Source organism: Mesorhizobium sp. P2_F5 (assembly GCF_056403715.1).
This window is the reverse complement of the sequence record NZ_JBFUEY010000004.1, coordinates 379,696-405,395: the sequence shown is the minus strand read 5'-3', so window position 1 is coordinate 405,395 and position 25,700 is coordinate 379,696. Positions and strand designations below refer to the sequence as shown.

The window sequence follows — 25,700 nt, the reverse complement described above, 5'->3', positions numbered from 1 at the left end:
TTCAATGCCGATTTAACGTGCCGTCGCTGTAGATCATGCGGCCGGCGCGGAATGTCGCCCGCACCCGCGCCACCGGCTGGCGATCGGCAACGACCAGATCGGCCAGCAGTCCCGTCTCGATGGCGCCGCGATCGGTAAGCCCGAGCGCCGTGGCTGGATTGGCACTTGTCAGCGCTGCCGCCGCTACAAGACTGCCTTCGCGCAGTTCCGCCAGGCCGAGCACGGCCGGCAGGATGGAGGCTGGATGATAGTCGCTGGCCAGCATGTCGAGCAGCCCGGCCTGGTAAGCCTGGCGCGCCGAAAGATTGCCGGAATAGGATTGGCCGCGCAGCGCATTGGGCGCTCCCATCACAGTATGCATTGCGAGCCTCCTGGCTTCCTGCGCCGCTTCCAGGGTCACCGGGAATTCGCTGAGCGTGGCGCCAAGGCCATGAACCAGTTCCACCTTCTCCAGCGTGTCGTCATCATGCGAGGCAAGCGCGACGCCATTGGCCTGCGCACGCGCCGACAGATCCTGCAGTGCGTTGAGCACATCGCCCTGGCCCTCGCGGCCGGCTATGCGATGGCCGACGACCTCGGATGCCTGGGCAACCGACATGCCGCGCTCCTTGGCGATGCGTGCGATGTAAAGCTCGACATCGCGATACTGGCCCTGTCCCGGCGTGTGATCCATCAGCGAGATCAGATGCAGCCTGCCGGCATCCATCAGCTTCTGCAACATGGGAACCGCCGGGGTGAAGGTGACTTCGAAGCGGGCATGGATGCGGTGATCGACCAGCAGGTGGTCCTTCATTCCGGCAATGGTGTCGATGATTGCAGACGTATGCTCTTCGGAGCGCGCCACGCCGCTGGTGATGCTGGCGCCGATGAAGGACAGCGCGGCATAGGCGGTGGTGACGCCGCAGGAGGCGAGCTTCTTGTCGAGTTCGGCGATGCCGATCTTCATCGGCACATGCACGCCGAGGCGCGGTTCGACTTCCTTCTCGACCATGTCGCCATGCATGTCGATGAAGCCTGGCAGAAGCAGGCGGCCGCCGCCTGATATGTCGGCATTCTCGACCGGCTCGTTTCGGATCTCGGCAATCCGGCCGTTTTCGATGCGGATGGCGCCGCTCGGGATGACGCGGTCGCGCAGGACAATTTCGAATTCACTTAGCCACATGCAATTTCTCTTCGAGGCGGGTCAGGACGGGATTTTCGGTCGGCAAGACCAAGGGACAGGCGTCCCCATAACAGCTGCTTGCCCCCGAAAAATGACAATCGGTGACGGGCCTTGTGATTGACGCGAAAAGTCACGGTTCATGAAAGTTCACGGCCGCATTTCTTTTCAAGCCGGCTTCGGGTTTGTCCCTCGATTGCCAGCTTGACAGAAAGCTGACAACGTATCATATCCGAAAAGCTGACTATGTATCATATTATTCCGCGCAGCTGTTAAGACCGGTAAAGCCGGCTGTCCCAGGGAGGCGATTGTGGGAGACGCTATCAGCCAGTGGAGCAATTGGTCGGGCTATGTCACGGCCAGGCCGCAGGCTTTTGCCGAACCGCAAACTCTCGATGAATTGGGCGAACTCCTGCGCAGCGCGCCCGGACCTGTCCGCTTCGTCGGCACGGGGCATTCCTTCACACCGCTGGTCAGGAATGACGGCACCATCCTGTCGCTCGACCGCTTCGAGGGGCTAAAGTCACACGATCCCGAAAAACTGACGGCCCGGGTCGGCGCCGGCACCAAGATCGGCGCGCTGGCAAAACTTCTGCACGGCGTCGGCCAGGCGCTGCCAAACATGGGTGACATCGACAAGCAGGCATTTGGGGGAGCGCTCGGCACCGCCACGCATGGCTCGGGCATCACGCTCGGCGCCTACCACACCCAGCTCGAGGCGATGCAGATCGTCGACGGGCGCGGCGAGGTCAAGGAGTTCGACCGCGCCACAAGCCCAGACATGATCGATGCCATGGGCGCCTCGCTCGGTGCCTTCGGGGCGGTGACCGAGGTGACGATCCGCAATGTCGCGAGTTGCCGGATGCGGCACCGCCGCTGGACAGCGCCGATTGCCGACGTGCTATCGCAATTCGAGAGCACCGTGACGGCGCATCGTTCGGCAGAATTCTACTACGTGCCGTTTTCGGGCCAGGCGCTGCTGATCGCCAGCGACATCACCGACGCGCCGGCGACGGTGCGCCCGCCGACGGAAGACGACGATGCGGTGACAACGCTGAGGAAGTTGCGCGACTATCTCAGCTGGTTTCCCTGGCTGCGCCGCCGTCTCATCGGCTCGGCCTTCGCCAAGGTGCCGCCCGAGGATTATGTCGAGGACTGGCTGAAGGTCTTCACCTCGGAGCGCAACGTCAAGTTCAACGAGATGGAATATCACCTGCCGTTCGAGGAAGGGACGGCGGCGCTGGGCGAAATCATCGCGCTGCTCGAGACGCGGTTTCCGGATGTCTACTTTCCGATCGAAGTTCGCGTCGTCGCGCCCGACAACATCTGGCTCAGCCCCTTCTACAAGCGCCCGACATGCTCCGTCGCCATTCATCACGGCGTCGAGCGCGATCCGATGGCGTACTTCAACGCCGCCGAACCGATCTTCAGGAAGCGCGGCGGCCGCCCGCATTGGGGCAAGATGCACAGCCTCGCCGCCAAGGAACTGAGTGCGCTCTATCCGCGCTGGAGCGATGCGATGGCGGTGCGCCGGGAGATGGACCCGGACAACCGTTTCGTGACGCCTTACATGGCCAGGCTGCTCGGCGTCGCGACATGAGCCTGACCGACACCTATTTTGCCGAACTGTCTACCGCGCTCAGGGCGGTCGGGATCTTTCAGCCTTGCCTGGTGCTCGATCTCGACCGGCTCGACCACAACATCGCCGCGATCAAGGTGAAGTTCGCCACCGGCCTCGATCTGCGCCTCGTCGACAAGTCGCTGCCATGCCTGCCGCTCATCCAGCATATCCGCGCGGCGTTCGCGACCGACAGGCTGATGACTTTTCATCTGCCGATCAGCGCCGAAATGCTGAAAGCCTTTCCCGATGTCGATCTGCTGCTTGGCAAGCCGATGCCGGTCGCCGGTGCCAGGCACGCGCTGACCAAGGGCGTTCTCGCCGGTCTTGGCGAAGCGACGTCGCGCATCGTCTGGCTGATCGATACCGAGGAGCGGCTGGCCGCCTATGGCGCGCTTGCCACCGAGCTCGACCGCGAGCTGCGCATCTGCTTCGAGGTCGATGTCGGCCTGCATCGCGGCGGTATCAGCAATCCCGACGCACTGGCACGGGCGGTTGCAGCGCTGGCGAATTATCCACGGCTGAAATGCGAAGGCGTCATGGCCTACGAGGCGCATATCGGCCATATCCCAAAACTGTTGGGAGGACCGGTCAAGGCGCGGGCCAAGGCGGTCAGCCTGTTTCGCCAGTATGTCGCCTGCCTTGCCGCCGACCAGCGCAGGATCCTCAATCTCGGCGGCAGCAGCACCGCATTGCTCTACGACAGCTGGGTCGGCGCCAATGAATTGTCCATTGGATCGGCCTTCATGCTGCCGACCGATTTCGATGTGCCCAGCCTCAGCCAGTTGCAGCCTGCCGCTTTCATCGTGACGCCGATCCTGAAGGTGGTCGATGTCCAGCTTCCGGGCCTCGACGAGCGCTCCTGGCTGCTGCAGAAGCTTGGGCTGCTGCCACGGCGCGGCTGTTTCCTCTATGGCGGCAAGTGGATGGCCAAGCCCGTCCATCCCGCCGGGATGAAGAGCGACAAGACGTTCGGCTTCTCGACCAATCAGCAATTCATGGCCTTGCCCGACGATGCCGGTCTCGGGGCCAATGTCGGACCCGACGACTACGCCTTCCTGCGTCCGACGCAGAGCGAATTCGTGCTACAGCAATTCGGTTCGATCCAGGTCTATTCCGGTGGGAAATTCGTCGAGCAATGGGCCGCACTGCCGTTTTCTTAGAGCAATTCCAGGAAAAGTGTGAAGCGGTTTTCCGTCCGGAATTGCGTCAAACAAAGAAATCGAAATGGAGGAGGATAGGATGGTCGCCAAGGCAGTCAAAACCCAGCCCGTGCAACCTGAATGGGCAGCCGAACTCGACCTCGCGCTCACCGATCTCGACGCCAGGAAGGACGACTGGGCGCGGACCTCGAACAGTGAGCGCATCGCGCTGCTGCGGCAGGTCAAGGATCACCTCCGCGAGGTCGCCGAAGCGTGGGTCAAGACGGCGGTGCGCAAGAAGGGCATCCCGACCGGCTCGCCGCTGGAAGGCGAGGAGTGGCTGGCCGGCCCGGCGGCGCTGATGGATGGCTGCAACCAGTTCATCCACACGCTGAGCCTGATGGAGGGCAAGAAGTTCCTCGACAGACTGCCGGTCCGCACCTTGCCCAACGGACAGGTGGCGGTCACGGTGGTTCCGAATTCGCTCTGGGACAAGGTGCTGTTCACCGGGCTCAAGGCCGAGATCTGGATGCAGCCCGGTGTGACCAAGGCCAATCTGGCCGCAAACACCGCATCGGCCTACGACGCGCCGCGCACCAGCCGCAAGGGCAAGATCGGCCTCGTGCTCGGTGCCGGCAATGTCGCCTCGATCGCGCCGCTCGACTGCCTGCACAAACTGCTCGTCGAACACAAGGTCGTCCTTCTCAAGATGAATCCGGTCAACGACTACCTCATCGATTTCCTGCGGCCGGCGCTGCGGCCGCTGATCGAATTCGGCGCGCTGCGCATCGTGCGCGGCGGCGCCGATGTCGGCGCCTATCTATGCAATCACGATCTCGTCGACGACATTCACATCACCGGTGCGGCCGCCTCGCATGATGCGATCGTCTGGGGTCCCGGCGAAGAGGGCCGCAAGAACAAGGCGGCAGGCACGCCGCGCAACAGCCGGCGTATCACCTCCGAGCTTGGCGGCGTGGCGCCGACCATCGTCGTGCCCGGTCCGTGGTCGAATGCCGACATCGCCTACCACGCCGAGCTGATCGCCACCCAAAAACTCAACAATTCCGGCTTCAACTGCATCGCCTGCCAGATGCTGGTGCTGCCTGAGGGCTGGGACAAATCCGATGCGCTGCTGGCTGCGCTCGAAAAGGTGATGCGGAAGGCCCCGTCACGCCCGGTCTACTACCCGGGCGCCACCGAGCGCCTCGCCGCCTTCGAAGCGCATGCCGACAGCGTGCAGAAATTCGAACGGCCTAGCGGGCCGGCCTGCGTGGTGGTGCCGTTCCGGCCGGGCACGGACACCTATCTCGAAAATGCCGAGGTGTTTGCGCCGGCGCTCAGCGTCATGCGGCTGCCGGCGGGCAATGCCGAATCCTACCTGCGCGCCGCTGTCGCCTACGCCAATGAAAAGCTGCACGGCACGCTGGCCGCCAACATCCTCATCCATCCCAAGACGATCGCCGAGATCGGCCGGCTGCGGTTCGAGGAGATCGTTGCCGAACTGCGCTATGGCGGCATCGGCATCAATTCCTGGAGCGGCGTTCTGTTTGCGCTGCTGCGCCCGACCTGGGGCGCTTTCCCAGGCCACACGCTCGACGATGTGCAGAGCGGCATCGGCGTCGTCCACAACACCTATCTGTTCGACAAACCGGAACGCAGCGTGCTCGAAGCGCCGTTCCGCATCATGCCGAAGCCGGCGTGGTTCCTGACCCACAAAAGGGCACACATGGTCGGCCGTCTGATCACAGAGTTCAACTACCGGCCGAGCCTCCTGAAGCTGCCGCGCATCATCTGGAACGCGCTGCGCGGCTAGCAACAAGCATCCGATGTCAAAACCAAAAAGCCGAGACAGGAGTGACGACAATGGCTGACGCGGATGCAATCATCGTTGGCGGCGGCCTTGCTGGCCTGGCGGCTGCCGCTGAACTCGGCGATGCCGGCAAGCGCGTGATCATCGTCGAGCAGGAAGGCGGCGGTTTTCTCGGTGGCCAGGCATTCTGGTCGCTCGGCGGCCTGTTTCTGGTCGACACGCCCGAGCAGCGCCGCTTGCGCATCAAGGACAGTCGCGACCTCGCCTGGCAGGACTGGTTGGGCTCGGCCCAGTTCGACCGGCCCGAGGATCACTGGCCGAGGAAGGTGGCGGAAGCCTATATCGATTTCGCCGCCGGTGAGATGCGGCCGTGGCTGCACGGCATGGGCATGCGCTGGTGGCCGGTGGTCGGCTGGGCCGAGCGTGGCGGTGCGCTGGCCAACGGCCATGGCAATTCGGTGCCACGCTTCCACCTGACCTGGGGCACTGGTCCCGGCGTGGTCGCGCCGTTCGAAAGGCGTGTGCGCGAACACGTCGCCAAGGGGCTGATCACGCTGAAATTCCGCCATCAGGTCAGCCGGCTGATCAAGACCAACGGCGCGGTCACCGGCGTGGCGGGCGAAATCCTGGAGGCGTCCAACGTCGAGCGCGGCAAGCAGTCGAACCGCACGGTCGTTGGCGATTTCGAACTCTCGGCCGGTGCCGTGATCGTCACCTCCGGAGGCATTGGCGGCAATCACGATCTTGTCCGCAAGGTCTGGCCGGTCGAGCGGCTGGGGCCGGCGCCGAAGCGGATGGTCGCCGGCGTGCCGCACCATGTCGACGGCCGCATGGTGGCGATCACCCAGGATGCTGGCGGCGCCGTCATCAACGCCGACCGCATGTGGCACTATGTCGAGGGGATCAAGAACTGGAATCCGATCTGGCCCAACCACGGCATCCGCATCCTGTCGGCGCCGTCGCCGCTATGGTTCGACGCGCTCGGACAACGCATGGAGGCGCCGTTCTTCCCGAGCTTCGATTCGCTCGGCACGCTGAAGCGCATCCTGTCGACCGGGCATGATTATTCCTGGTTCGTGCTGACCAAGACGATCGCCTCGAAGGAGTTCGTGCTGTCGGGCTCCGAGCAGAACCTCGACTTCACCGGCAAGGATTGGCGGGCCGTGCTGAAGAACCGGCGTGGCGGCAAGGCGCCGCCGTCGGTGGCGGCGTTTCTGGAAAAAGGCGAGGACTTCGTCGTCCGCGAAAACCTGGCCGACCTGGTCGCCGGCATGAATGCGCTGTCCGGCGACAATCTGCTCGATTACGACCGGCTCAAGCCGCAGATCGTGGCGCGCGACCGCGAGGTCGAGCATGCCTACACAAAGGACGCGCAGGTCACGGCCATCCGCGGCGCCCGCAACTACATCGGCGACAAGATCTTCCGGGTGACCAAACCGCACAAGATACTCGACCCCAAGCACGGGCCGCTGATCGCGGTGCGCCTCAACATCCTGACCCGCAAGACGCTGGGCGGCCTGCACACCAACCTCAATTCGCAGGTTCTCGACGGCGATGGCGAGCCCGTTCCCGGGCTCTATGCGGCAGGCGAGGTGGCCGGCGGCGGTGGCGGCGGCTATCACGGCTACAATGCGCTTGAAGGGACATTTCTCGGCAGCTGCATTTTTTCCGGCAGGAACGCAGGTCGGCACGCGGCGGGCAGATGACGCCCTGGCCAACGCTGCCATCGACACCGAGACAGGCTATCGTCGGGCGCCATAACGGGGATATTTTCCGACGACAAAGCAGATTATTAATCGTCCTGCGTTATTGGCAGTCTTGGGGGTGAATGGGTCTGGTAATCTGATCGTATTCACGGGTCGACTATGGCAGCACTTGGCACCCTTCTTCCCGATCTTAGCTGCCGGCCAATTCACCAGGGTGATTGGGACGGCGTAGCCGATTGCCTGCTCCGGGGTTTTCCAGAACGTGGCCGCACCTACTGGATGCGGGCGCTCGCCCGTTTGTCGCAACGGCCCATTGTCGCCGATTTTCCACAATACGGCTTTGCCTTGGAGAATGCTGGCCAGATCGTTGGCGTCGTGCTGACGCTATACGCCCGCTTCCCTGGCCGGGAAGGCGACGAGGTACGCTGCAACATTTCAAGCTGGACGGTGGACGAAGGATACCGTCCCCAGGCCATGAAGTTGATTTGGGCGATCCTCAGGCGGAGGGACGTGACCTTCACGAACATTTCGCCGGCGCCCGCGACATTGAAGGCCAACAAGGCACTCGGCTTTCGGCTTTTTTCGCATGGACAATTTGCCTTCCTGCCCGCCTTGAGTTCGGTGCGGAAGTCGTGTCGGGTGCTTGAGGTTCGTCCCGATCTTGCCGAATTGGCGATGCTCTCCGACGGCGAAAGATACATCGTCCTGGAACATGCCGCGCTGGGCTGCATCTCTCTGGTCTGCATTTGCGACGGGGTGGCGTCTCCGCTGGTTTTGATGCCGCGCCGAATACTGCATGGTCTTATCCCCTGCGCCCAGATCGTCTATTGCCGCTCGCTGGCGGATCTGAGCCGGTATGCCGGCGCCGTGGGGCGTTTTGTCTTGCGACGGGGGATCCTGCTTTGCCTCGCCGACGCCAAGGAGCCCATCCCTGGCCTGTTCGGCCGCTACTTCGCCAACAGGGGGATAAAATACTTCAAGGGCCCGAACCCGCCGGCGCCGGGCGACCTGACCTTCACCGAACTTGTGGTGTTCGGGCCTTAATTGCTCTTTGCACTGCGAGCTCGCGCCAGCGCGTGCCCAGCGAGACACCGACGAGCAGCAGGCAGAAGGCGAGAGCGAGGGGTGAGTAGAATGCCTCTTCCTGCAGCACGGCATTGGCCGAGATGGTGACAATGCCGACGAAACCGAACAGGAAATCCGGATCGCCGGTTTCGATCAACTGCCGACGTGCCGCCATGGCGAGCGCCGCCAGGAAGCCGAAGAAGACCAGGCTGCCAATTCCCATCTGGTAGAGCATGACGCCGACTGCGCTTTCGACGGGGACGGAGGCAGCACCTTCCGCTTGCGCGGTCGACCAGCTGAGATTGATGCTGGTGCTCGACAGATTGCCGCCCAGCCCCAGTCCTTGGCCGAGCGGGTTGGCGAGGAAGTCGCGTATGCCTGCCGCCAGGCCGAGCACGTGATAGTCGCCATGGGTGGCGCCATAGGCGATTGCCGCGGTCGTCCAGACCACGGCCAGGGCGACGACGCCGGCAAGCGTCAGACCGGTGCGGGAAGGGCGGTGGAACAGCCGCACGCACAGCGCGACGAGCAGCATGAATGTCGCTCCCTTGGAGCCGATGACGAGCAGCAGCGGCAAGGCGGCGATGGGCAGCAGCCAACGGCCTTTGAAGAGCAGCCACGCCGATATGATGCTGAGCGCATAGGCATAGCTGATCGAATGAAAGTTCGGACCGCCGATGCGAAAGACACTTGGCAGGATGTCGTTGAAGAACGGCGTGTTGAAGAAGGTCGTCGTCATCACGTCCTCGAGCCCACGGAAAACGAAGCCAGTCTCCCTGAGCGCCTTCTCCCACACGCCGGTCTCGATCTGCCGCGAGATGTTGCGTTCGATGTAGAGGTCGCCATGAAAGAGGCCGAGGAAATTCATCGTGAAGGTCAGTTCGACATAGCCGTAGATGACCGCGCCGGTGCCGAGCCAGAGCATGCTCTTGCGCAGGTCGACCGGATAGAGGGCGGCGGCCAGCACCGCGATGTGGAAGCAGGCGAGCGGCGTGATGGTGTTGCGGAAATAGACGACCGCGTCCTTGGGGCCGCCATGCACGGCTCCGAGCGCCAGATAGAAGGTGATGGTTGCGCAGAGCACGAGGCTGAGCAGCAGCCAGGGGCGCAATTCGGTCAGCGCGCGCACGCGGTGCTGGAACGACGCAGCAAGGAAGATGCAGAAGGCGGTCATCAGGATGATGAAGTTCGTACCGCGCAGCGCATCGAACGTATCGTTGTCGGGAATGTAAGGCGTGTACCACGCCACCATGAGGTTCTGGTAGAGAAAGGCGCAGATGATCACGACAGGAATGCCGGCAGGCACCGCATTCGAAACGATCAGCGTCACTATGAACGTCGCGACAATCCCGAACGGCGTCCACACCGCAAAAGCCGAAACGCCGAGCGCCACGACGATGAGCGCCATCGAGATATGCAGCAGAGCCTCGGCGCTCGATGCGTTCGGTGCGCTGAGCCCGGCCCGCGGATATGCGCTGGTGACGCTCATTGCCCGGCCGCCTCGCCGCCCAGGAGGGCAGCCATCATCGAGGCGTCGAACCCTTCCGGGCTCAGCCTGCTGGGGATGAAGCCAAAGCCCTGGTCGAGCTCCCAATAGGTCCAGCCGATATGGTTGGCTTCGGCGGCCTCGCGCACGGCGCGGACCCAGGCCGCGCGGCTTTGCGCATCGACGCAGAAATTGAGCACGCCGAACTCGTTCAGCATCACCGGGCAGTCATGAGCCACCGACCAGCGTGCGGCCTCGGCAAAGTTCGAAGCAATCGCGGCCGCCGTCCATGGGTTCGAAAGTTCGTTCTCGAGCAGGGAAGCAGCTTCTTCGTCGCCGGCAGCGCGCAATCTTGCAATGAGGTCGCGGACCGCAGGGGTCTCCCTTGTCGCGGGAAAGGGCAAATTGGCCATGCGCGCCAGCGGCGACGTATCCCAGTTCTCGCATTGATGGGTGAAGGCCGTCGGCGCATAGAAATGGATGGCGGCGATCTGGTTGTCGTCGGCCAGAGGCGGCGCATCGGCTATTTCCCATATGCCCTGGAAGCGTGCCGGCCCCCAGACCAGCGTGTGGCGCGGACATGTTGCGCGCAAGGTCTCCGCAAGCCTGTCGCGCAGCGCCAGCCAGACGGCGCGTTCCATCGGCGGCTCGTTCAACAGTTCCGGATAGACCGAAGCCGCCGGCAGCTCGGCAATGACGGGACGCAAGGCCGTCCATGCCTGCACGACCTGTTCGCTTGCGGCTGCCGGATCGCGCTCAAAGGCGGCGTGAAGGTCGGCGGACGGGTGCATGTCGACGAGAACGGCAAAGCCCAGCCCGACAAGGTCGGCGACGCCATCATGGATGCGGCGGAGCCCAGCCGGGTCGCCGGCCGAGATAAGATCGCTGTTCACCGGCAAGCGGATGGTTTCGAACCCCGACCGGCGCAGATTTTCCAGCGTTGCAGTGGCAGGAGCAGTCCCTGCCTCGCGATCGAGCCATCCCGGAAGATTGAAGCCGCGCGATGGAACGCTGCGCGCAGTCGTCGTGGCGTGGGCCGGGAAGGGGAGGGTGGCGAGCACAGCCCCGCCAGCCAGCGCGAGCACCTGCCGCCGAGACATCACCGGCAGCGATGTCCGCTCCGCCGGCACGGATCAGCTCCTCGCAGCCGAACCGCGGCGCCGATCGGCGGCGCCGGAAGGCTGCATTGGCGTGCGCGCGGCCGGCTGCCCGGTCTGCGGTGCGATGACCAACGTGGCACTGCGTCCGATCTGGGCGACGCCCAGCCGTTGCGTCAACAGGGCGGCAGCGTCGGCTGCCTGCTCCGAGGGGTTCAGCGCCAGCAGCGTCAGATCGGCCTGCGTGAAAAATTCCGGGGACCAGGCCTTTTCGCTGAACGCCGGGGCGCTGACGAGGATGAAGTCGAAGGCGTTTCCGGCCTCGGTCAGGACGTTGCCCAAGGTCCGTCCACCTTTTTGCCCCTGCGGGCTGCAGATGGCGGTTCGCAGGCCGCTGGCGCTGTCGACGAATATACCGGGGCCATGGCCCGTCGAACTGGATGGCTGGCCTTCGATCTCAACAACCAGCACGTTCTGCTCGACCCGCTGCAGGCTGATCCCGATCAATGCGCCGGCAAGCCTCGCCTCGAGGCTGCCGCGCGTCGAGGACACGGCCAGCACAAAGGGTTTGGGATGGTCGTGAAGGCGCAGGATGATCTGCCGCATCAGCTTCAACACGTCGCGCGAAAGCGCCTCGTCGCCGTCCTGGAACAGCGAGGCCCTGATCGCCTTGATGCCTGAAAGCACCGTACCGCCGGCCGGCACGCGGTATTCGCCCAGACTGGCCGGAACCGGCTTCGGAGCCGGCTGGGCAGCGACACGCGGTGCCTCCTGCCTCGGCTGGACCGCCGGCACCACTTCTTCCTTGGGCGCCTGCGGTTCGTCTTCGGGCCGGCGGACCGGGCCGAACGCCAGGGCGAGACCGCATCCGGCAAGAAGGCCAAGAACCGCGCTCACCGGCAGGAGCAGGGCCGGCTTCGGCCAGGTCGGCTGCAGTGGCGGCGAAGCTTTGGCGATCGTGCGCGCCTCGGAGGTCTGGACGCCCTCCATCTGCGAGGTTTCCTTGGCGCGCTTCAGATAGTCGTCGAGGACGCCGCGTGCGGCCTGGGCCTTGGAGTCCAGCTGCCGCAGCTGCACCTGGGCAAGGCTCGAGTCGGAAGACTGCTGGCGCAAGGCTTCGAGCTTCGCCTGCAACTTGCCGACATTTTGCGCGGCAAGATCGTAGCTGGCCTTCAGCTGCTGCCTGATGCGGTCGGCCTCGGCGCCCATGAGCCGGTTCATCCGCTCAAGCTCGGACCGCAGCCGCGCGATCGCCGGATGGCGCGGCCCATACATGGTTTCGAGATTGGCGAGTTCGGCGGCGCGCTGATTGTAGTCGTCGCGCAATTTGATGGCCGAGTTGGAAGACAGGATTTCCGCCAGCCTGGCGAGACCGGCAGGTGAGCTGCCGACGGCAAGCGCCTGATTGTAGCGGTCCCTTGCCTGGTCGGCGTCGCCTTGGGCGGTGATCAGTTGCGTCGTCAGCTGGTCGAGCTGGAATTGCAACGTGCCGCCATCGGTCGGATCGACGATCCTGTGCGTCGTCTTGAAATCCTCGACCGCGCGTTCGGCGTCGCTGACGTCCTTCTGCAGGCCCTTGATCCGGTCGTTGAGGAGGGAGTTCACATCGCTGTTGGCGCCTTCGCGTTCCCCGGCAAGGCCGGTCCGGTAGCGTTCGACGATGGCGTTGGCGATGCGCGCGGCCGTCTCCGGCGATTTCGAGGTGAAGCTGACATTGATGACATAGGTGAGCCCTTCGCGCTCCACCGATACCGCTTTTTGAAAGCGCTTGAAGGTCGCGTCGCGCGTGGCCTTCTGGTCTGATCCGAATATGGAAAACAGCCGCGATATCAGGCCGCGGCCCGAGAATTCGGGGTCGCTCGCCACCTTCTGACCGTCGAATACGTCGCCCAGCAGATCCTGCGATTCAATGACGAAGACCTGGCTGGCAATGGCGGCGCTGTCGGAGCCGATGCCGGGAAGAACGCTGTTGAAATTGGTGGAACGCGAATCGCGCGGGTCGATCAGGATCGAAGCCGTTGCGGTGTAGCTCGGGCTGGTCACCAAGAGATAGAGCACCGTCAGCAGCAGCACGGCACCTGCAATGACAAAAATCATCAGGCGGCGGCCCCAAAGAATCGCCCACAGCGCTGCGATATCAAACAACGGTGGAAGCGTGCGATCGTCGATGCCGGCAGGACTCATCATTTTTCCTCTGCAGAGTCACGTCACTCTACACCTCGCACTATTCCCCATTATCGTTAGCCTTTCGTTAAGGTTACCAAAGCGTTTCACCTTTGTATGCAGGTGTGCCAGTAACCATTCGTCGCGTTCGGGGCTGGCGCATGCGGGAGTTTTTGTTCTATTCAGGGACAGGTTTCAGGGTCGGTTCGGCTGCCGCGGGGGCAAGGCCATTGCCGATCGTCACAGGAGCCGATCTTGGATGACAACATAAGCGACAACAAAGCCGCAATGGCTGGGAGCGGCAATCCGGCAGCCGACATGCGCATGTCCATCCCCGCGCTCGCCAGGAGCGGGGCGGTCGCGGGTGTGATCAAGCTCGCCAGTGCCGGCCTGTCGTTCCTGATGTTCGTGGCCGTAGCGATGGTGATGGACGAGCGGCAGTTCGGCCTCTACAGCGCCACCTATGCCGGCGCCAGCCTGGTTTCTTTCTTTGCATCGGTCGGCCAGCAGAGCACTGTGCTCAGGTTCTGGCCGCAATATGCCGGCCTCGGCGACCTCAATTCGGCGCATGGCATGATGGCGCGCGCAATATTGGTGGCGCTGCTCGGCCTTGTCGTCTCCAGCCTGCTCATCCTGGTGGCGGGGTTTTTGCCGTTCGTCGGCGGCGGCACGCCCGAATGGCTATCGCTGTGCCTGGCTGCCGCGGTGCTGTCATTCTCGCTCGGCTGGTCGGAATTCACCTCCGGCGCCTTCCGCGCCAAGAATGCGCTCATTTACGGCCTGTTGCCGCGCGATATCATATGGCGGGCGGCAACCATTGCCGCCATTCTCTGCTTTCGCTTCATGCATGTCGGCGTCAGCGCGGTGGAGGCGACCTACCTGACCGCGGGGCTGCTCCTCCTTTCGGTGGTGCCGCAAACGCTGTCCCTGCTGCGCGACACGTCGCGCGCCGAGCGCGGTCCGCTTAGCCCAGCGCAAAAGCAGGAATTCAAGACGGTGACGCTTGGCCTGTGGGGCGTCACCTCACTGCCGCCGGCGCTCGGCCAAGTCAGCACCTTGCTCGTGGCCATGATCCTGGGGCCGGTGCCGGCCGGCGCAATCTTCGTGGCGGACCGGACGACGCGGTTCGTGGCGCTGGCGCTCAACGGCATCAACCAGGCGCTGGCGCCGCAGATTTCGAGCGCCTTCTACAGCGGCGACAGGGCGCATGTGCAGCGCATCACCAGCCTTGCGGCACTTGGCAGCTTTGCCATTGCGCTCTGCGTGCTGGCGGCGTTCTGGCTTTTCGGCGGCTTCATCCTGTCCATTTTCAATCCGGCCTATGACACGCCGACCATGCGCACGACGCTCGTCATCTTCGGCATCGGCGCGACCTTCGGAACCGCTTGCGGCCCGATCGAGATACTGCTGCAACTGACCGGCCTGCAGCATGCGCTGTTCAAGGTGCTGGTCGTCGTCAACGTGCTGGGGCTCGCCGCGACGGCCGCGACGACCTACTATTTCGGGCCGGTCGGCGCGGCGGTCACCATCGCCGCAACGGTCATTGCCTGGACTGCCATCGCAGTGTCGATCGCACGGCGTCGAATAGGCATAAACCCGTCCATCTTCGGCCTCGCGGCGGGCAAGGCGGCAGCCGTTTCCCGCCCGGTGCTTAGAGACCGTACGTGAAGATCGTGCAGGTCCAGACGCAGGCGGAGGCGGCCGGCGCGCAACGCGTTTCCGACATGGTGGGGGAAGGATTGCGGGCGCGTGGCCATGATGTCCGCACCGTCTTCATGTACCGGAAGACCGACGCCTTCGACCACGACGCCAGCGCCGATTTCATTCTTACCGAACCGCCAAAAGGCTTGCCGGGACAGATCCGGGCAACCATCGGGCTGGTGAGCTATCTGCGCAAGGCGCGGCCGGACGCCGTCATCACCTATCAGCACTATGGCAACATCTTCGGCACGATCGGCGCCCGACTGGCCGGGGTCAGGCACATCGTCGCCAACCAGAGCGGCGCACCGCAGACCAAGGGCACCATGGGCCTGCTCTCTCAGATCGACAAGCTGATGGGCGTGACCGGCCTTTACCACGCAAACATCGTCAACTCGGCCTGGACCGAGGCGCAATTCGATCATTATCCGCAAGCCTACCGGCGGCGCCTCCATCGCATCGATCACGGTGTTCCGGCGCCGCGCGAGCAATTCGACAAGGCGGCGGCGCGTGCTCGCTTCGGCTTGCCAGGCAATGCGTGGCTTGCCGTGTCGTCCGGACGGCTGACACGGTCGAAGAACCAGATCGCGCTGGTCGGGGCACTTGAGCGGTTGTCCGACATCCATGTAGCGCTTGCCGGCGTCGGACCGGAACTGGAGACGCTCGTCACCTTTGCCAGGGAGCGGGGTGTGGCGGACCGGTTGCACCTGGTCGGCGAAGTTCCGCCGGTACAGATTTTCGAATTCCTGGCGGCGGGCGATGTCTATGCGTTCCCGTCGACGAGCGAGACCTTCGGTCTTGCCTGTGTCGAAGCGGCGATTTCCGGCCTGCCGGTGGTGGCGAGCAATCTTGCGGTGATGCGCGAGGTGCTGACCGCGCAAGACGGCGAACCGGCTGCGATCTTCGTCGAGGCCGACGCCGCCGGCATGGCCGAGGGGATGGCCGAATTGATCGCCGGGCCGGAACTGACGGCCAGGCTTTCGGGCGCCGGGCGGCGGCTCAAGGACAAGTACTCGCCCGCCCAGATGTGTGCCAGCTACGAGGCGCTACTACTTTCCTGAACGCCTTCGCACGGCTGCGATCCCGTCGATCACTTCCAACCTGCCGGCTCGGTTGAGCGTGTGGATTTTCGGGTATGGCCAGTCGCCGTCGGCGACGATCGGCCGGGGTGCTGAAAGCCGCACCGTCCGCCGGTCGAGCTGCAACAGTTCGGACAGACTGAGGCCGCCGCCATAGCCGAGCGTTCCATCCTGAACGGGAAGGGCGACGCGTCCGTCCGGGCTGCGAACGAAAGCGCCGCCCGGACGTGCCGCGCGGTGGTCGATCAGGATCGGATTGCCGGCGTGTGGCGTCCAGGGGCCGGTGAGGGCGGGAGCCGAAAACACCACCAGCGTATCGGAGGTGCTGCCGTAGCCGTCACGGTCAGTGGCGAACAGCCAGAGCAGCGCGTCATGCTCGAGCAGCGTTGCGTCGGAAATCTCGCCCTCGACCAGCACCGTCTCGGCGGTCCAGCGGTCGGGGAACACTGACGCGCGATAGAGGGTGAGCTTGCCGCTGGCACTGGCCTCGGGAAGCATCCAGATTGCCCCCTCGCGCTCGAACACCTGGGGATAGGAGAGGTGGTGCGGTTCCTCCAGCACCACGCGTGGCGCCTCGGGAACGCCATTCGCATCGAACGCAACGACCGAGATGACAGCCTTGCCGGTGGCGTGAGGATAGTCCTCGACGAACAGGAACGACCGGCCCTGCCATTCGAACGGGAACGGGTCGGCGTAGAAATGATCGCCCGGGTCGGGCAGGACCGACCAGCCGTTGCCAAGCCTGCCGGTTTCGGCGACACCGGGAGCATCGGTAAAGCGGTAGCCGACCCGCCAATGCGCGTGGCGATAGCTGACGCGCCGGATGATTTCACGGCCAAGCCGCGGCAGCGCCGAACCGAGATAGGCGGGCAGGAATTGCGTTACCGGAGCGCTGCGAGCTTCAGACGACGATTCGCTCTGCAAGGGCCGGCCGTCGGCAAAAGCCTTGGCGAGCGAGACGACCAGCGTGATGGCGCGTGCGAGCACATCTTCCGTGCCGAGCGCCACCGATTCCCGCTTGTCCACCATCGGCCGTGCCCGGCCGACCACTTTTCCATCAAGGACGGCCTCGATCACAGGCAGCCTTCCGGCCGCGATCGCTGTCGCCACGGCAAGATCGGACCGAGATCCGTCGAACAGGAGGCCAATGGTTGGAACATCGGATCGCGGCGCATTGCCGGAAAGGTCCAGCCTGAGCGCTGCGGGCCGGCCGGTGGGCTGGACCGGAATCTCGTTCAGCGCCGCAGCCAGATTCGGACGGTGGCGCCGAAACAAGCGCTGTTCGAAAGCAAAGGCGGCTTTGGCCGACCCTGGCCAGCCTGCCGTTCCCGGCTGCTGTAGCACAGCGACATCGTGGCCGTTCGATCGCAGCCGCTCGATGACAATCTTCTGCCACGGGCGCGGGGTAGTTTGCGGAACAATGACGTCGATCGCCAGCATGTCGTACCAGTTCGCGATTGTATCGGGACCCGGCCTGGACATTTGAAAAGCAATGACCGGTAAAAACAAATGACTGACTGAAAAAACTTACCTTGCGGTTACTTGGAAGTCTGGCCATCCGCTTTAGGGGAAGATCTTGACCAACCCTGCCGGCCTGCCAACGAATGCTGGATTGACGACAGATATGCAATCAGCACTCGAGGCCCCGTATATACCAAGTTCCTAACATTCCATGCGGTTGACCTTGACGTGGAACGCAAGACAGCGTCGATAGACCATGCCCAGCCGGTTCGGACCATAAATGTTTGAAGTCACAGTCGAGGATTCGTTCGATTTTCGTTCGAAGGAATATGCCGAGCTTTTCGCCAGCTCGGCCGCGACCGCTTTTCAGCACCCCATTTGGCTAGCCCTGCTGTACGAGAAGATCGTCGGGCATGGTGCGGCCACGCCGCTGATCATCGTCGTGCGCACAGCCGGAAGACTGGCGATGGTCCTGCCGCTGGTCAGGCGTCGCTATACGCTTTTGAAAGTCGTGGAATTCGCCGACATGCGTGTTTCCGACTACATATCGCCGGTCGCCGACGAGGAGACGTTTTCGCGTATCGTTGCAGACGGCCGCACTGTGGCTGCCATCCGAAAACATCTGAAGCCCTATGATCTGCTGCGTATCGGCAAGCTGGCCGATCGCTCGCTGCCAATCGAGCGCCTGTTTGGCATCGACAAGCGCGAAAGCATGGGCATGAGCGCCTATTCCAGCAAGCTGGAGACGACATTCGCGGCGTGGCGCGAACATCAGCTCGACAGTTCCTATCGCAAGGAACTCGACAAGAAGTCGCGGCAGCTCGGCCGGATGGGCCAGGCGCGTTTTGAATGTTCGGATAGTATCGATGCCATCCGGACGACATTCGATGCCCTCAAATTGTACCGCGGCAAGCGTTTCGACGGCAGCGACGGCCCGGCCGACCTGTTGCAGTCGCCGTCCTATTTCGAGTTCTATATGGCCGTGGCGGCCGAGGGATGTGGCGGCTTTGCCCGCACCTACACCTTTTGGATGGACGATCGGGCGATCGCCGGCGCGCTCGGTCTCGCACATCGCGGCTCGCTGCTGGTCATTCTCGGCGGCTTTGACGAGGCGGGTTACAGGAAGCAGTCGATCGGCAGCCTGATGTTCGAACAGATCGCCCGTGACTGCATCGAGCGCGGCGACCATTCGCTCGATTTCACGATTGGAGACGAACCCTACAAGATTACCTTCGGTGGCCGGCCATCGCCGATGTGGCAGATTTTCAGGGCCGGCAGCCCGCTCGGCTATGCCGCCCACATGACCGTCGAGAAACTGCCGGCGGCCAAGGCGCTGGCGCGGCGGCTGGTCGGGTCGCATGGCAAGAAGCCCAAGTCTGGCCGCACCGCGCTGCCGCAAGCGCCCAGCGACGAGGCGGCCGGTTCCTAGAACAATTACAGGAAAAGTGTGAAGCGGGTCCCCGGGGAAAAGCGCGTAGCGCTTTCCCTGGGGGATTGCTCAAAAACAAAGATAGAGCTGTTTTAGGTCGCGGCTTCGATACGGGGCTTTCTGAAACTCCGCAGCCTGGCGGCGAAGGCGGGGCTCAGAGCGTCGATCCTCTGCATGACGCGGCGGCGGCTGAAATGAAGCTGCCGGCGCGCGCGCCAGCGCAGGTCCGTGTCGATGGTCAGGCTGCGGCGAAAATCAGCCATATGCAGGCCGTGTTCGTCCATCGCCAGCTTTACCGGATCGTCGTAGAACGTTGCAATCTTGGCCGCCGCCATGCCGGGCGAAGCCATCCAGTCCGGCACATGCACGGTGCACAGCCGCTCGACATCGGTAAGCAGCCGGCTGACGCCGGTTCCGGCGGCCGGACAAGAGGTCTGATAGGCATCGCCGATCAAAACGATGCCATTGCGCACACAGTTCTGCGCCACGGTGATGTCGGTGAGCCAGCTGTCGACCCGGTTGATGACTTCGAAATCGCCGAATGTCTTAAGCAGCCCCGGCAGTGTTTCGATGAGCGTTTCCCGGGGACGTTCGCGCAGCGCCTTCACCCAGGGATCACGGTGATCGCGGAAGACGAACAGATTGGCGCGCGTGACGTCGGCGGCGGGAAAAAGGGTCAGGTAATCGATGCCGTCGGAGACCCGCTCGCCGTAGTAGGTGACGGCCGGGTGCTTGAAGGCGCTTGTTCCCACCGGGCGCAGATTGAAGCCGAAGGTCAGCGACTGCTTCTGGTGAACGAAGTGGCGCTCGATACCGACGTCGCGCTTCAGAATATCGCCCATGCCGGTGGCCAGCACGAGCAGCCGCGCCGTCACGTCGTGATGGTCGAGGATCGACACGCGCTGGCGGTCCGCTCCTGTCTCCAGCCCGTTGACGCGGCCGGAGATGAAGCGAACGTTTTCGGGCAGTTCGGCGCGCATGGCGGCAACGAGGTCATCGTAGAAAATGCCGTAGTGGCGCGCGTGCGTGCGGTCGAGGATACGCCCCCTGCGAATGTTGACGATGTCGTCGAAGACCACGGCCGCCGTCGAAAGCCTGTCCAGAAGGCCAAGCCGGCGCAGTTTTTCAGCCTGGTCGCTGGAGACTTTCTCGACACGGAACTCCCTGGGAAAGACCGAATGGCGATCGATCAAGATGACGCTGTAACCGGCCCGTGCGAGCACATTCGCCGCAATGGTGCCGGAAAGTCCGGCGCCGACGATGGCGATCTCGGCATCGGTCCCTTCGGGCAGCGGACTATTGTGATGCTCGGCCGTCATTTGGAGTACCTCAACATGGCATAGACGGCGCGGGGACTGGTTGTGAAGTAGCGCCAGAAAAGCCGGCGCGGCTCCATCATCACACGCCAGAGCCACTCGAAGCCAGCCTTTTGCACCCATAGCGGTGCGCGCCGGACCTTGCCGGCAATATGGTCGAAAAGCCCGCCCGACGTCTTGATCACGCCAACATTGTGGAGCCGCGATGCATAATCGCGGACAAAGATCTGCTCGCGCGGCACGCCGAGGCCCAGCCACAAAATGTCGGGCGCTAGCGCGTTGATCTCGTCGAGTTTCCTTTCAAGCGCCTGGCCGGCCAGAAAGCCGTGACAGTTTCCGGCGATGCGCAGGCGAGGGTATTTGGCGCTGATGCGGGCGACAGCTGTGTTGTTCTCCGCCTCTGTCGAGCCAAGCAGGTAGAACGTCGTGCCTTCCTGTTCGGCGAGCCTGGCCACATCATGGAACAGGTCCGTGGTGGCGACCCGCTCCGGCAGATGCACGCTGCACAGCAGGCGCGAGGCAAAAACCAGCGGCTGGCCATCGGCGAAGATCTGGTCGGCCTGGCGAAAGAGCCGGGCGACTTCCGTGTTCTGCCCCACCTGGGCGATGACATCGCCATTGGCGGAGGTGAAATAATAGGGGCGGGTGTTGGGCAGATGCCCACGCGCCGACGCGATCATCAGACGGGCGGCGTCCTGCCGGTCGATGACGGTGATCGGCAGGCCGCCGAGTACAACCGTCGGCAGGGCGGGGAGCTGCGCGCCGGTTGTCGCGTCTGCAGGTCCGGTCTCGCCAAGCGAGCGGGGATGGGAAGCCTCACCTGCTGCGGACGCCTCGGGGCGCCGCGTATCCGCTTCGCGGATCGCGCCCTTACCCCTTTGAGACTTTTTTGAAACGTCGCGCATCGCGGAAATTACCCATTTCGAAGTATTCTAAGTAAATAGTGGGGAAAGTTAAGCGATACGTTAATAGGTAGTTAACGCGTAAACTTTTCATAAAATTTATAAATAAATCAATGGGTTGCATCACCGCAGCGAAGCGGCCCAAATCGCGAAGAACGAACCATTTCAGGTCGAGTTTGCTTTTTGGCCCAGGAGCATAAAAAATCCAATTGGATCAACGCGCTGATTGCATTTTGTTGGCCGACAGAATTCGATGGTGGTGTGGCGGGGACTCTGGCGTTGCGAACGCTCACGCAGCCAGCGGGCGACACGGAAAAGCCGACGCAGCCTGCGTCAAGAAAAGGTCGATGAAAACGGATTTCCGTCATGTTCCATGAACGGCGATTGCTTTGGATTGGATGTCAAAGGCATCAACCGATACGATGCTTGCAAGCAACCGCCCCTAGTAAAACTATGTCTTTCCGGTTGCATTTACTTGCAGACATTGTTCTCGTGCCATGCATCGAGAAATTCGACGCCGCTGCTTGTCGCAACCCGCTTCGCTCTGTCGGACCTGCCCGCGATACCGGCAATCGAAGGGCAGGGCGCATCGTGAGGCCGTCGGACAAAAATCCTTCCGACCTCTCTCTTGGAGGGATGCCCATTGCGGCGGGAATACCTTATCGTCGAGGGCGGGCGCAAGCGCCAAATCCTCTGAACCGGCCTGATTGAGATGCTGCTTGATTCAGGCTCCGCGTCGGAGGATACCGAACGGATCAAGCATGGAGTCCAGTTTGCCAGCCGTTGTTTCGCAACCGGTCGTCGCCCTTTTGACGCGGGCCGCGATCTTTCTTGTCGTTACGCTCAAATCCGGCCCTGAACACGACGCGACCGCACGCGGCTTGTGTGCCGATCTTTCCGCGCTCAAGCGAGCGGTCGGCTTCCGCGACCTCGAGGGCGGGTTGTCCTGTGTCATGGCAATTGGCTCCGACGCGTGGGACCGGTTGTTTGCAACCCCAAAGCCTAGAGATCTGCATGCATTCCGTGAGATCAGCGGTCAGCATCACGCTGTTTCGACGCCGGGCGACTTGCTGTTTCATATCCGTGCGGCGCGAATGGACCTCTGCTTCGAACTGGCAACGCAGATCATGGCGCGGCTTGGTAGCGCTGTTGCCACGACGGACGAGGTGCAGGGCTTCAACTATTTCGACAATCGCGATCTGATCGGTTTCGTCGATGGTACCGAGAACCCGGTGGATCAGAGCGCGATCGATGCCACCATCATCGGCGAGGAGGATCCTGACTTTGCCGGCGGCAGCTACGTCATCGTGCAGAAATACCTGCACGACCTGGCGCGCTGGAACGAGGTGCCGGTGGCGGAGCAGGAAAAGATGATCGGGCGGACCAAGCTTTCCGACATCGAACTGGACGATGCGGTGAAGCCGACATCGGCGCACAATGCGCTGACGTCGATCACCGAGGATGGCGAAGAGCTGGAAATCCTGCGCGACAACATGCCGTTCGGCGATGCAGGCAAGGGCGAGTTCGGCACCTATTTCATCGGCTATGCCCGCTCGCCTCGCCGCATCGAGCAGATGCTGGAAAACATGTTCATCGGCCGTCCGCCCGGCAATTACGACCGGCTGCTCGATTTCAGCCGCGCGGTGACCGGCACATTGTTTTTTGTGCCGTCGGCGACTTTTCTCGACGCTGCTGCGGCGGATGCTGCCGCCGCTCCGCCCGCGGCCCAACCCGAGGCGACGGATCAAACCCAGTCGCGCCCGCGCGACGGTTCACTCGGTATCGGATCTCTCAAGGATGTGAGGCAGACATGAACACTCTTTATCGGGAACTCGCTCCCATTTCCGACGGCGCTTGGGCGCAGATCGAGGACGAGGCATCGCGCACCCTCAAGCGCCATCTGGCGGCTCGGCGCGTGATCGATGTCGTCGGCCCGAAAGGTTTTGAGCTTTCGTCTGTCGGCACCGGCCATCTCAAGCAGATCGCAGGCCCGGGCGAGGGGGTTCAGTCAGTGCAGCGCGAGGTGCAGGCGCTGGTCGAGCTGCGCGTTCCGTTCGAACTGACACGCCAGGCCATCGACGATGTCGAACGGGGTGCCACGGATTCGGACTGGTCCGCGGTGAAGGAAGCGGCGCGCAAGATTGCCTTTGCCGAGGATCGCTCGGTGTTCGACGGCTACGCCGCCGCCGGCATCCAGGGCCTTCGTGAAGGCACCAGCAATCCCGTCGTGGCACTGCCGGCCAAGGTGATGGCCTATCCGGAAGCGGTCGCCCAGGCGGTCAGCCAGTTGCGACTTGCCGGCGTCAATGGCCCCTATGCGCTGGTGCTGGGTGCTGCGGCCTACACGGCCGTCAGCGGCGGCAGCGACGAGGGCTATCCGGTCTTCCACCATATCGAGCGCATGGTCGACGGCGGCATCATCTGGGCGCCGGCCATCGAAGGCGGGTTCGTGCTGTCCACACGCGGCGGCGATTTCGAGCTCGATATCGGGCAGGACTTGTCGATCGGCTACCTCTCGCATTCCAGCACGAGCGTCGAACTCTATCTGCAGGAGACGTTCACCTTCCGGCTGCTGACGTCAGAGGCCTGCGTTACGCTTGCGCCGTCGCGGAAGTGAGCTCGAAGTCGTAACGGCCTGGCCGCAAGATCGGCCGGGCTACCATTCGGCGAAGGAACCGTCCTTGTGGCGCCAGATCGGGTTGCGCCAGCGGTGGCCTTCCTTGGCCCGCTCCTTGACGTAGTCTTCGTCGATTTCGACGCCCAGGCCCGGGCCATCGGGGATGGCGACATAACCGTCCTCGTAGCGGAAGACGTCCTTGTTGGCGGCGTAATCGAGCAGGTCGTTGGCGGCGTTGTAGTGGATGCCGAGGCTCTGTTCCTGGATGAAGCAGTTGTAGCTGACGGCATCGAGCTGCAGGCAGGCTGCAAGCGCGATCGGTCCGAGCGGGCAATGCGGCGCCACCGCAACGTCATAGGCTTCCGCCATCGCCGCGATCTTGCGGCATTCGGTGATGCCGCCGGCATGCGACAGATCGGGCTGGATGATGTCGACCGCGCCTTGCTCGAACACCGACTTGAAATCCCAGCGGCTGTAGAGCCGCTCGCCGAGCGCGATCGGCGTCGAGCCGAGTGCTGCGATCTCCTTCAGTGCCTCGCGGTTTTCGCTGAGCACCGGCTCCTCGATGAACATCAGCCGGTAGGGTTCCAGTTCCTTGACCAGCATGCGGGCCATCGGCCGGTGCACGCGGCCGTGGAAATCGACGGCGATGCCGATGTTGGGGCCGACTGCTTCGCGAACCACGGCGACGCGTTCGACAGCCGCATCGATCTTGTCATGGCTGTCGACGATCTGCAGTTCCTCGGTGCCGTTCATCTTCAGCGCCTGGAAGCCGCGCGCCACCACCTCCCTAGCGCCATCAGCCACTTCCGCCGGGCGGTCGCCGCCGATCCAGGAATAGACCTTGATGGTGTCGCGCAATTTGCCGCCGAGCAGTTCATGCACGGGCACGCCGAGCGCCTTGCCCTTGATGTCCCACAGCGCCTGGTCGATGCCGGCAATGGCGCTCATCAGGATCGGCCCGCCACGGTAGAAGCCGCCGCGATGCATCACCGTCCAGTGGTCCTCGATCAGGCGCGGGTCCTTGCCGATGAGATAATCGCCGAGCTCCTTGACCGCCGCCTCGACCGTCAGCGCCCGGCCTTCGACGACAGGCTCGCCCCAGCCGGTGACGCCGGCATCGGTCTCGATCTTCAGGAACAGCCAGCGCGGCGGAACGATGTAGGTGGTGAGCGAGATGATTTTCATGCTGGTCTCAGTTGTTCTTGAGTTTCTTGGCGCTGACGAGGTCGCGCGCCGCAAGGTCGAGAATCCGGCCTGCCGCCGCACGCGCCGCCGCGGCATCGCGCATGCGCAGCGCCTCGACGACTTCGCGGTGCGCCGCGACCGCTTCCATGCGCCGGTCGAGCGAGATGGTCGCGGTTGCTTCCAGCGAGAATTTCAGCCCGGTGTCGATCAGATTGCCGATCTGGCGGAAGATCGGGTTGTGGCTCGCGGCATAGACGATCTGGTGGAAGGTGATGTCCGAGCGCGAGAAGGTGACGAGATCCTCGCCGGCGTTGGCCATGCCGCGCCATGCGGCTTCAAGGTCGGCGATCTCCTGCAGTGTCGCGCGCGTCGCCGCAAGTTCGGCGACCAGCGGTTCGATTGCGCGGCGCGTTTCGAGGATGGCGTCGAACAGCTTGTCGTCCAGCGCGTGTGGCGCATGCCAGGCCAGCACCTGCGGGTCGATGATGTTCCAGTTGTCCTGTTCACATACAACCGTGCCGATGCGCGGCCGCGACAGCACCAGCCCCTTGGCGGCCAGCACCTTCAGCGCTTCGCGGATGACGGTACGGCTGACGCCATATTCGACGCCGAGTTCGTTTTCGGTCGGCAGGGACGAGCCGGCGGGATAGCGTCCGGAAAAGATGTCGGAGGCGATTGCCTTGATCACATCGGGCATGACGCGCGGGCGGCGGGTGGGCGTGTCGCCTGATGCCTTCTTCGAAGTCTCGGTCACCTCAGCCCTC

19 protein-coding genes are annotated in these 25,700 nt (G+C 63.4%); 10 read left to right on the top strand and 9 right to left on the bottom strand.

Annotated features, from left to right (window positions below; genetic code table 11):
- Position 1: 1 nt before the first annotated feature.
- Entirely contained in the window at positions 2–1,162 is a 1,161-nt protein-coding gene (locus tag AC1DYO_RS08450; protein WP_477262139.1) for an alpha-D-ribose 1-methylphosphonate 5-triphosphate diphosphatase, read from the bottom strand.
- Between the two features lie 307 nt (positions 1,163–1,469).
- Here AC1DYO_RS08450 and AC1DYO_RS08445 point away from each other — a divergent pair, with 307 nt between their 5' ends.
- From AC1DYO_RS08445 to AC1DYO_RS08425, 5 genes are all read left to right on the top strand, one after another.
- Positions 1,470–2,759, top strand: a complete 1,290-nt coding sequence (locus tag AC1DYO_RS08445; protein ID WP_477262138.1) for a D-arabinono-1,4-lactone oxidase — start codon at positions 1,470–1,472, stop codon at positions 2,757–2,759.
- Complete coding sequence (locus AC1DYO_RS08440; protein ID WP_477262136.1) at positions 2,756–3,940, top strand: alanine racemase; 1,185 nt, start codon at positions 2,756–2,758, stop codon at positions 3,938–3,940. The genes AC1DYO_RS08445 and AC1DYO_RS08440 overlap by 4 nt, the downstream gene beginning before the upstream one ends.
- Before the next feature lie 79 nt (positions 3,941–4,019).
- Complete coding sequence (locus AC1DYO_RS08435) at positions 4,020–5,732, top strand: aldehyde dehydrogenase family protein (RefSeq protein ID WP_477262134.1); 1,713 nt, start codon at positions 4,020–4,022, stop codon at positions 5,730–5,732.
- 50 nt (positions 5,733–5,782) lie between these two features.
- Positions 5,783–7,435, top strand: coding sequence for an FAD-binding dehydrogenase (locus AC1DYO_RS08430; RefSeq protein WP_477262132.1), 1,653 nt, complete (start codon positions 5,783–5,785; stop codon positions 7,433–7,435).
- Between the two features lie 159 nt (positions 7,436–7,594).
- Positions 7,595–8,479 carry a hypothetical protein gene (locus AC1DYO_RS08425; RefSeq protein ID WP_477262130.1) on the top strand — a complete coding sequence of 295 codons (885 nt, stop codon included), beginning with the start codon at positions 7,595–7,597 and terminating at the stop codon, positions 8,477–8,479.
- Here AC1DYO_RS08425 and AC1DYO_RS08420 read toward each other — a convergent pair.
- From AC1DYO_RS08420 to AC1DYO_RS08410, 3 genes are read right to left on the bottom strand one after another with little or no spacing between them, the layout of a single operon-like run.
- Positions 8,451–9,989 (bottom strand): hypothetical protein, encoded by a 1,539-nt coding sequence (locus tag AC1DYO_RS08420; protein ID WP_477262128.1) that lies wholly within the window; start codon positions 9,987–9,989, stop codon positions 8,451–8,453. The genes AC1DYO_RS08425 and AC1DYO_RS08420 overlap by 29 nt on opposite strands.
- Positions 9,986–11,116 carry a glycoside hydrolase family 5 protein gene (locus tag AC1DYO_RS08415; protein WP_477262126.1) on the bottom strand — a complete coding sequence of 377 codons (1,131 nt, stop codon included), beginning with the start codon at positions 11,114–11,116 and terminating at the stop codon, positions 9,986–9,988. Before AC1DYO_RS08415 ends, AC1DYO_RS08420 begins: the two co-directional genes overlap by 4 nt.
- A 3-nt stretch (positions 11,117–11,119) precedes the next feature.
- Positions 11,120–13,267 carry a GumC family protein gene (locus tag AC1DYO_RS08410; protein WP_477262124.1) on the bottom strand — a complete coding sequence of 716 codons (2,148 nt, stop codon included), beginning with the start codon at positions 13,265–13,267 and terminating at the stop codon, positions 11,120–11,122.
- A 234-nt stretch (positions 13,268–13,501) separates the two neighbouring features.
- On the opposite strand from AC1DYO_RS08410, the gene AC1DYO_RS08405 reads away from it, so the two are divergent.
- Together AC1DYO_RS08405 and AC1DYO_RS08400 are read left to right on the top strand one after the other, a co-directional pair.
- On the top strand, positions 13,502–14,914 hold the full coding sequence (locus AC1DYO_RS08405; protein ID WP_477262122.1) for a lipopolysaccharide biosynthesis protein: 1,413 nt from the start codon (positions 13,502–13,504) through the stop codon (positions 14,912–14,914).
- On the top strand, positions 14,911–16,005 hold the full coding sequence (locus AC1DYO_RS08400; protein WP_477262120.1) for a glycosyltransferase family 4 protein: 1,095 nt from the start codon (positions 14,911–14,913) through the stop codon (positions 16,003–16,005). The genes AC1DYO_RS08405 and AC1DYO_RS08400 overlap by 4 nt, the downstream gene beginning before the upstream one ends.
- Here AC1DYO_RS08400 and AC1DYO_RS08395 read toward each other — a convergent pair.
- Positions 15,994–17,505: a glucosamine inositolphosphorylceramide transferase family protein gene (locus AC1DYO_RS08395; RefSeq protein ID WP_477262118.1), complete on the bottom strand. Its 1,512-nt coding sequence runs from the start codon at positions 17,503–17,505 to the stop codon at positions 15,994–15,996. The genes AC1DYO_RS08400 and AC1DYO_RS08395 overlap by 12 nt on opposite strands.
- Before the next feature lie 259 nt (positions 17,506–17,764).
- Between AC1DYO_RS08395 and AC1DYO_RS08390 the strand changes: the two genes are divergently transcribed.
- Positions 17,765–18,913, top strand: a complete 1,149-nt coding sequence (locus tag AC1DYO_RS08390) for a GNAT family N-acetyltransferase (RefSeq protein WP_477262116.1) — start codon at positions 17,765–17,767, stop codon at positions 18,911–18,913.
- 92 nt (positions 18,914–19,005) lie between these two features.
- Here AC1DYO_RS08390 and AC1DYO_RS08385 read toward each other — a convergent pair whose 3' ends face one another.
- Complete coding sequence (locus AC1DYO_RS08385; RefSeq protein WP_477262114.1) at positions 19,006–20,232, bottom strand: FAD-dependent oxidoreductase; 1,227 nt, start codon at positions 20,230–20,232, stop codon at positions 19,006–19,008.
- Entirely contained in the window at positions 20,229–21,134 is a 906-nt protein-coding gene (locus AC1DYO_RS08380) for a WecB/TagA/CpsF family glycosyltransferase (RefSeq protein ID WP_477262112.1), read from the bottom strand. The genes AC1DYO_RS08385 and AC1DYO_RS08380 overlap by 4 nt, the downstream gene beginning before the upstream one ends.
- A gap of 758 nt (positions 21,135–21,892) precedes the next feature.
- Between AC1DYO_RS08380 and AC1DYO_RS08375 the strand changes: the two genes are divergently transcribed.
- The gene (locus tag AC1DYO_RS08375) at positions 21,893–22,945 is read left to right on the top strand and encodes a Dyp-type peroxidase (protein WP_477262110.1); all 1,053 of its coding nucleotides are present in this window, start codon (positions 21,893–21,895) and stop codon (positions 22,943–22,945) included.
- A complete protein-coding gene (locus tag AC1DYO_RS08370; protein ID WP_477262108.1) occupies positions 22,942–23,748 on the top strand; it encodes a family 1 encapsulin nanocompartment shell protein in 807 nt (268 codons plus the stop codon). Before AC1DYO_RS08375 ends, AC1DYO_RS08370 begins: the two co-directional genes overlap by 4 nt.
- Before the next feature lie 39 nt (positions 23,749–23,787).
- On the opposite strand, the gene dgoD is transcribed toward AC1DYO_RS08370, so the two are convergent.
- Both dgoD and AC1DYO_RS08360 read right to left on the bottom strand, forming a co-directional pair.
- On the bottom strand, positions 23,788–24,936 hold the full coding sequence (gene dgoD, locus AC1DYO_RS08365; protein WP_477262106.1) for a galactonate dehydratase: 1,149 nt from the start codon (positions 24,934–24,936) through the stop codon (positions 23,788–23,790).
- A 7-nt stretch (positions 24,937–24,943) separates the two neighbouring features.
- Positions 24,944–25,633, bottom strand: a complete 690-nt coding sequence (locus AC1DYO_RS08360) for a FadR/GntR family transcriptional regulator (protein ID WP_210284732.1) — start codon at positions 25,631–25,633, stop codon at positions 24,944–24,946.
- Between the last annotated feature and the right edge of the window lie 67 nt (positions 25,634–25,700).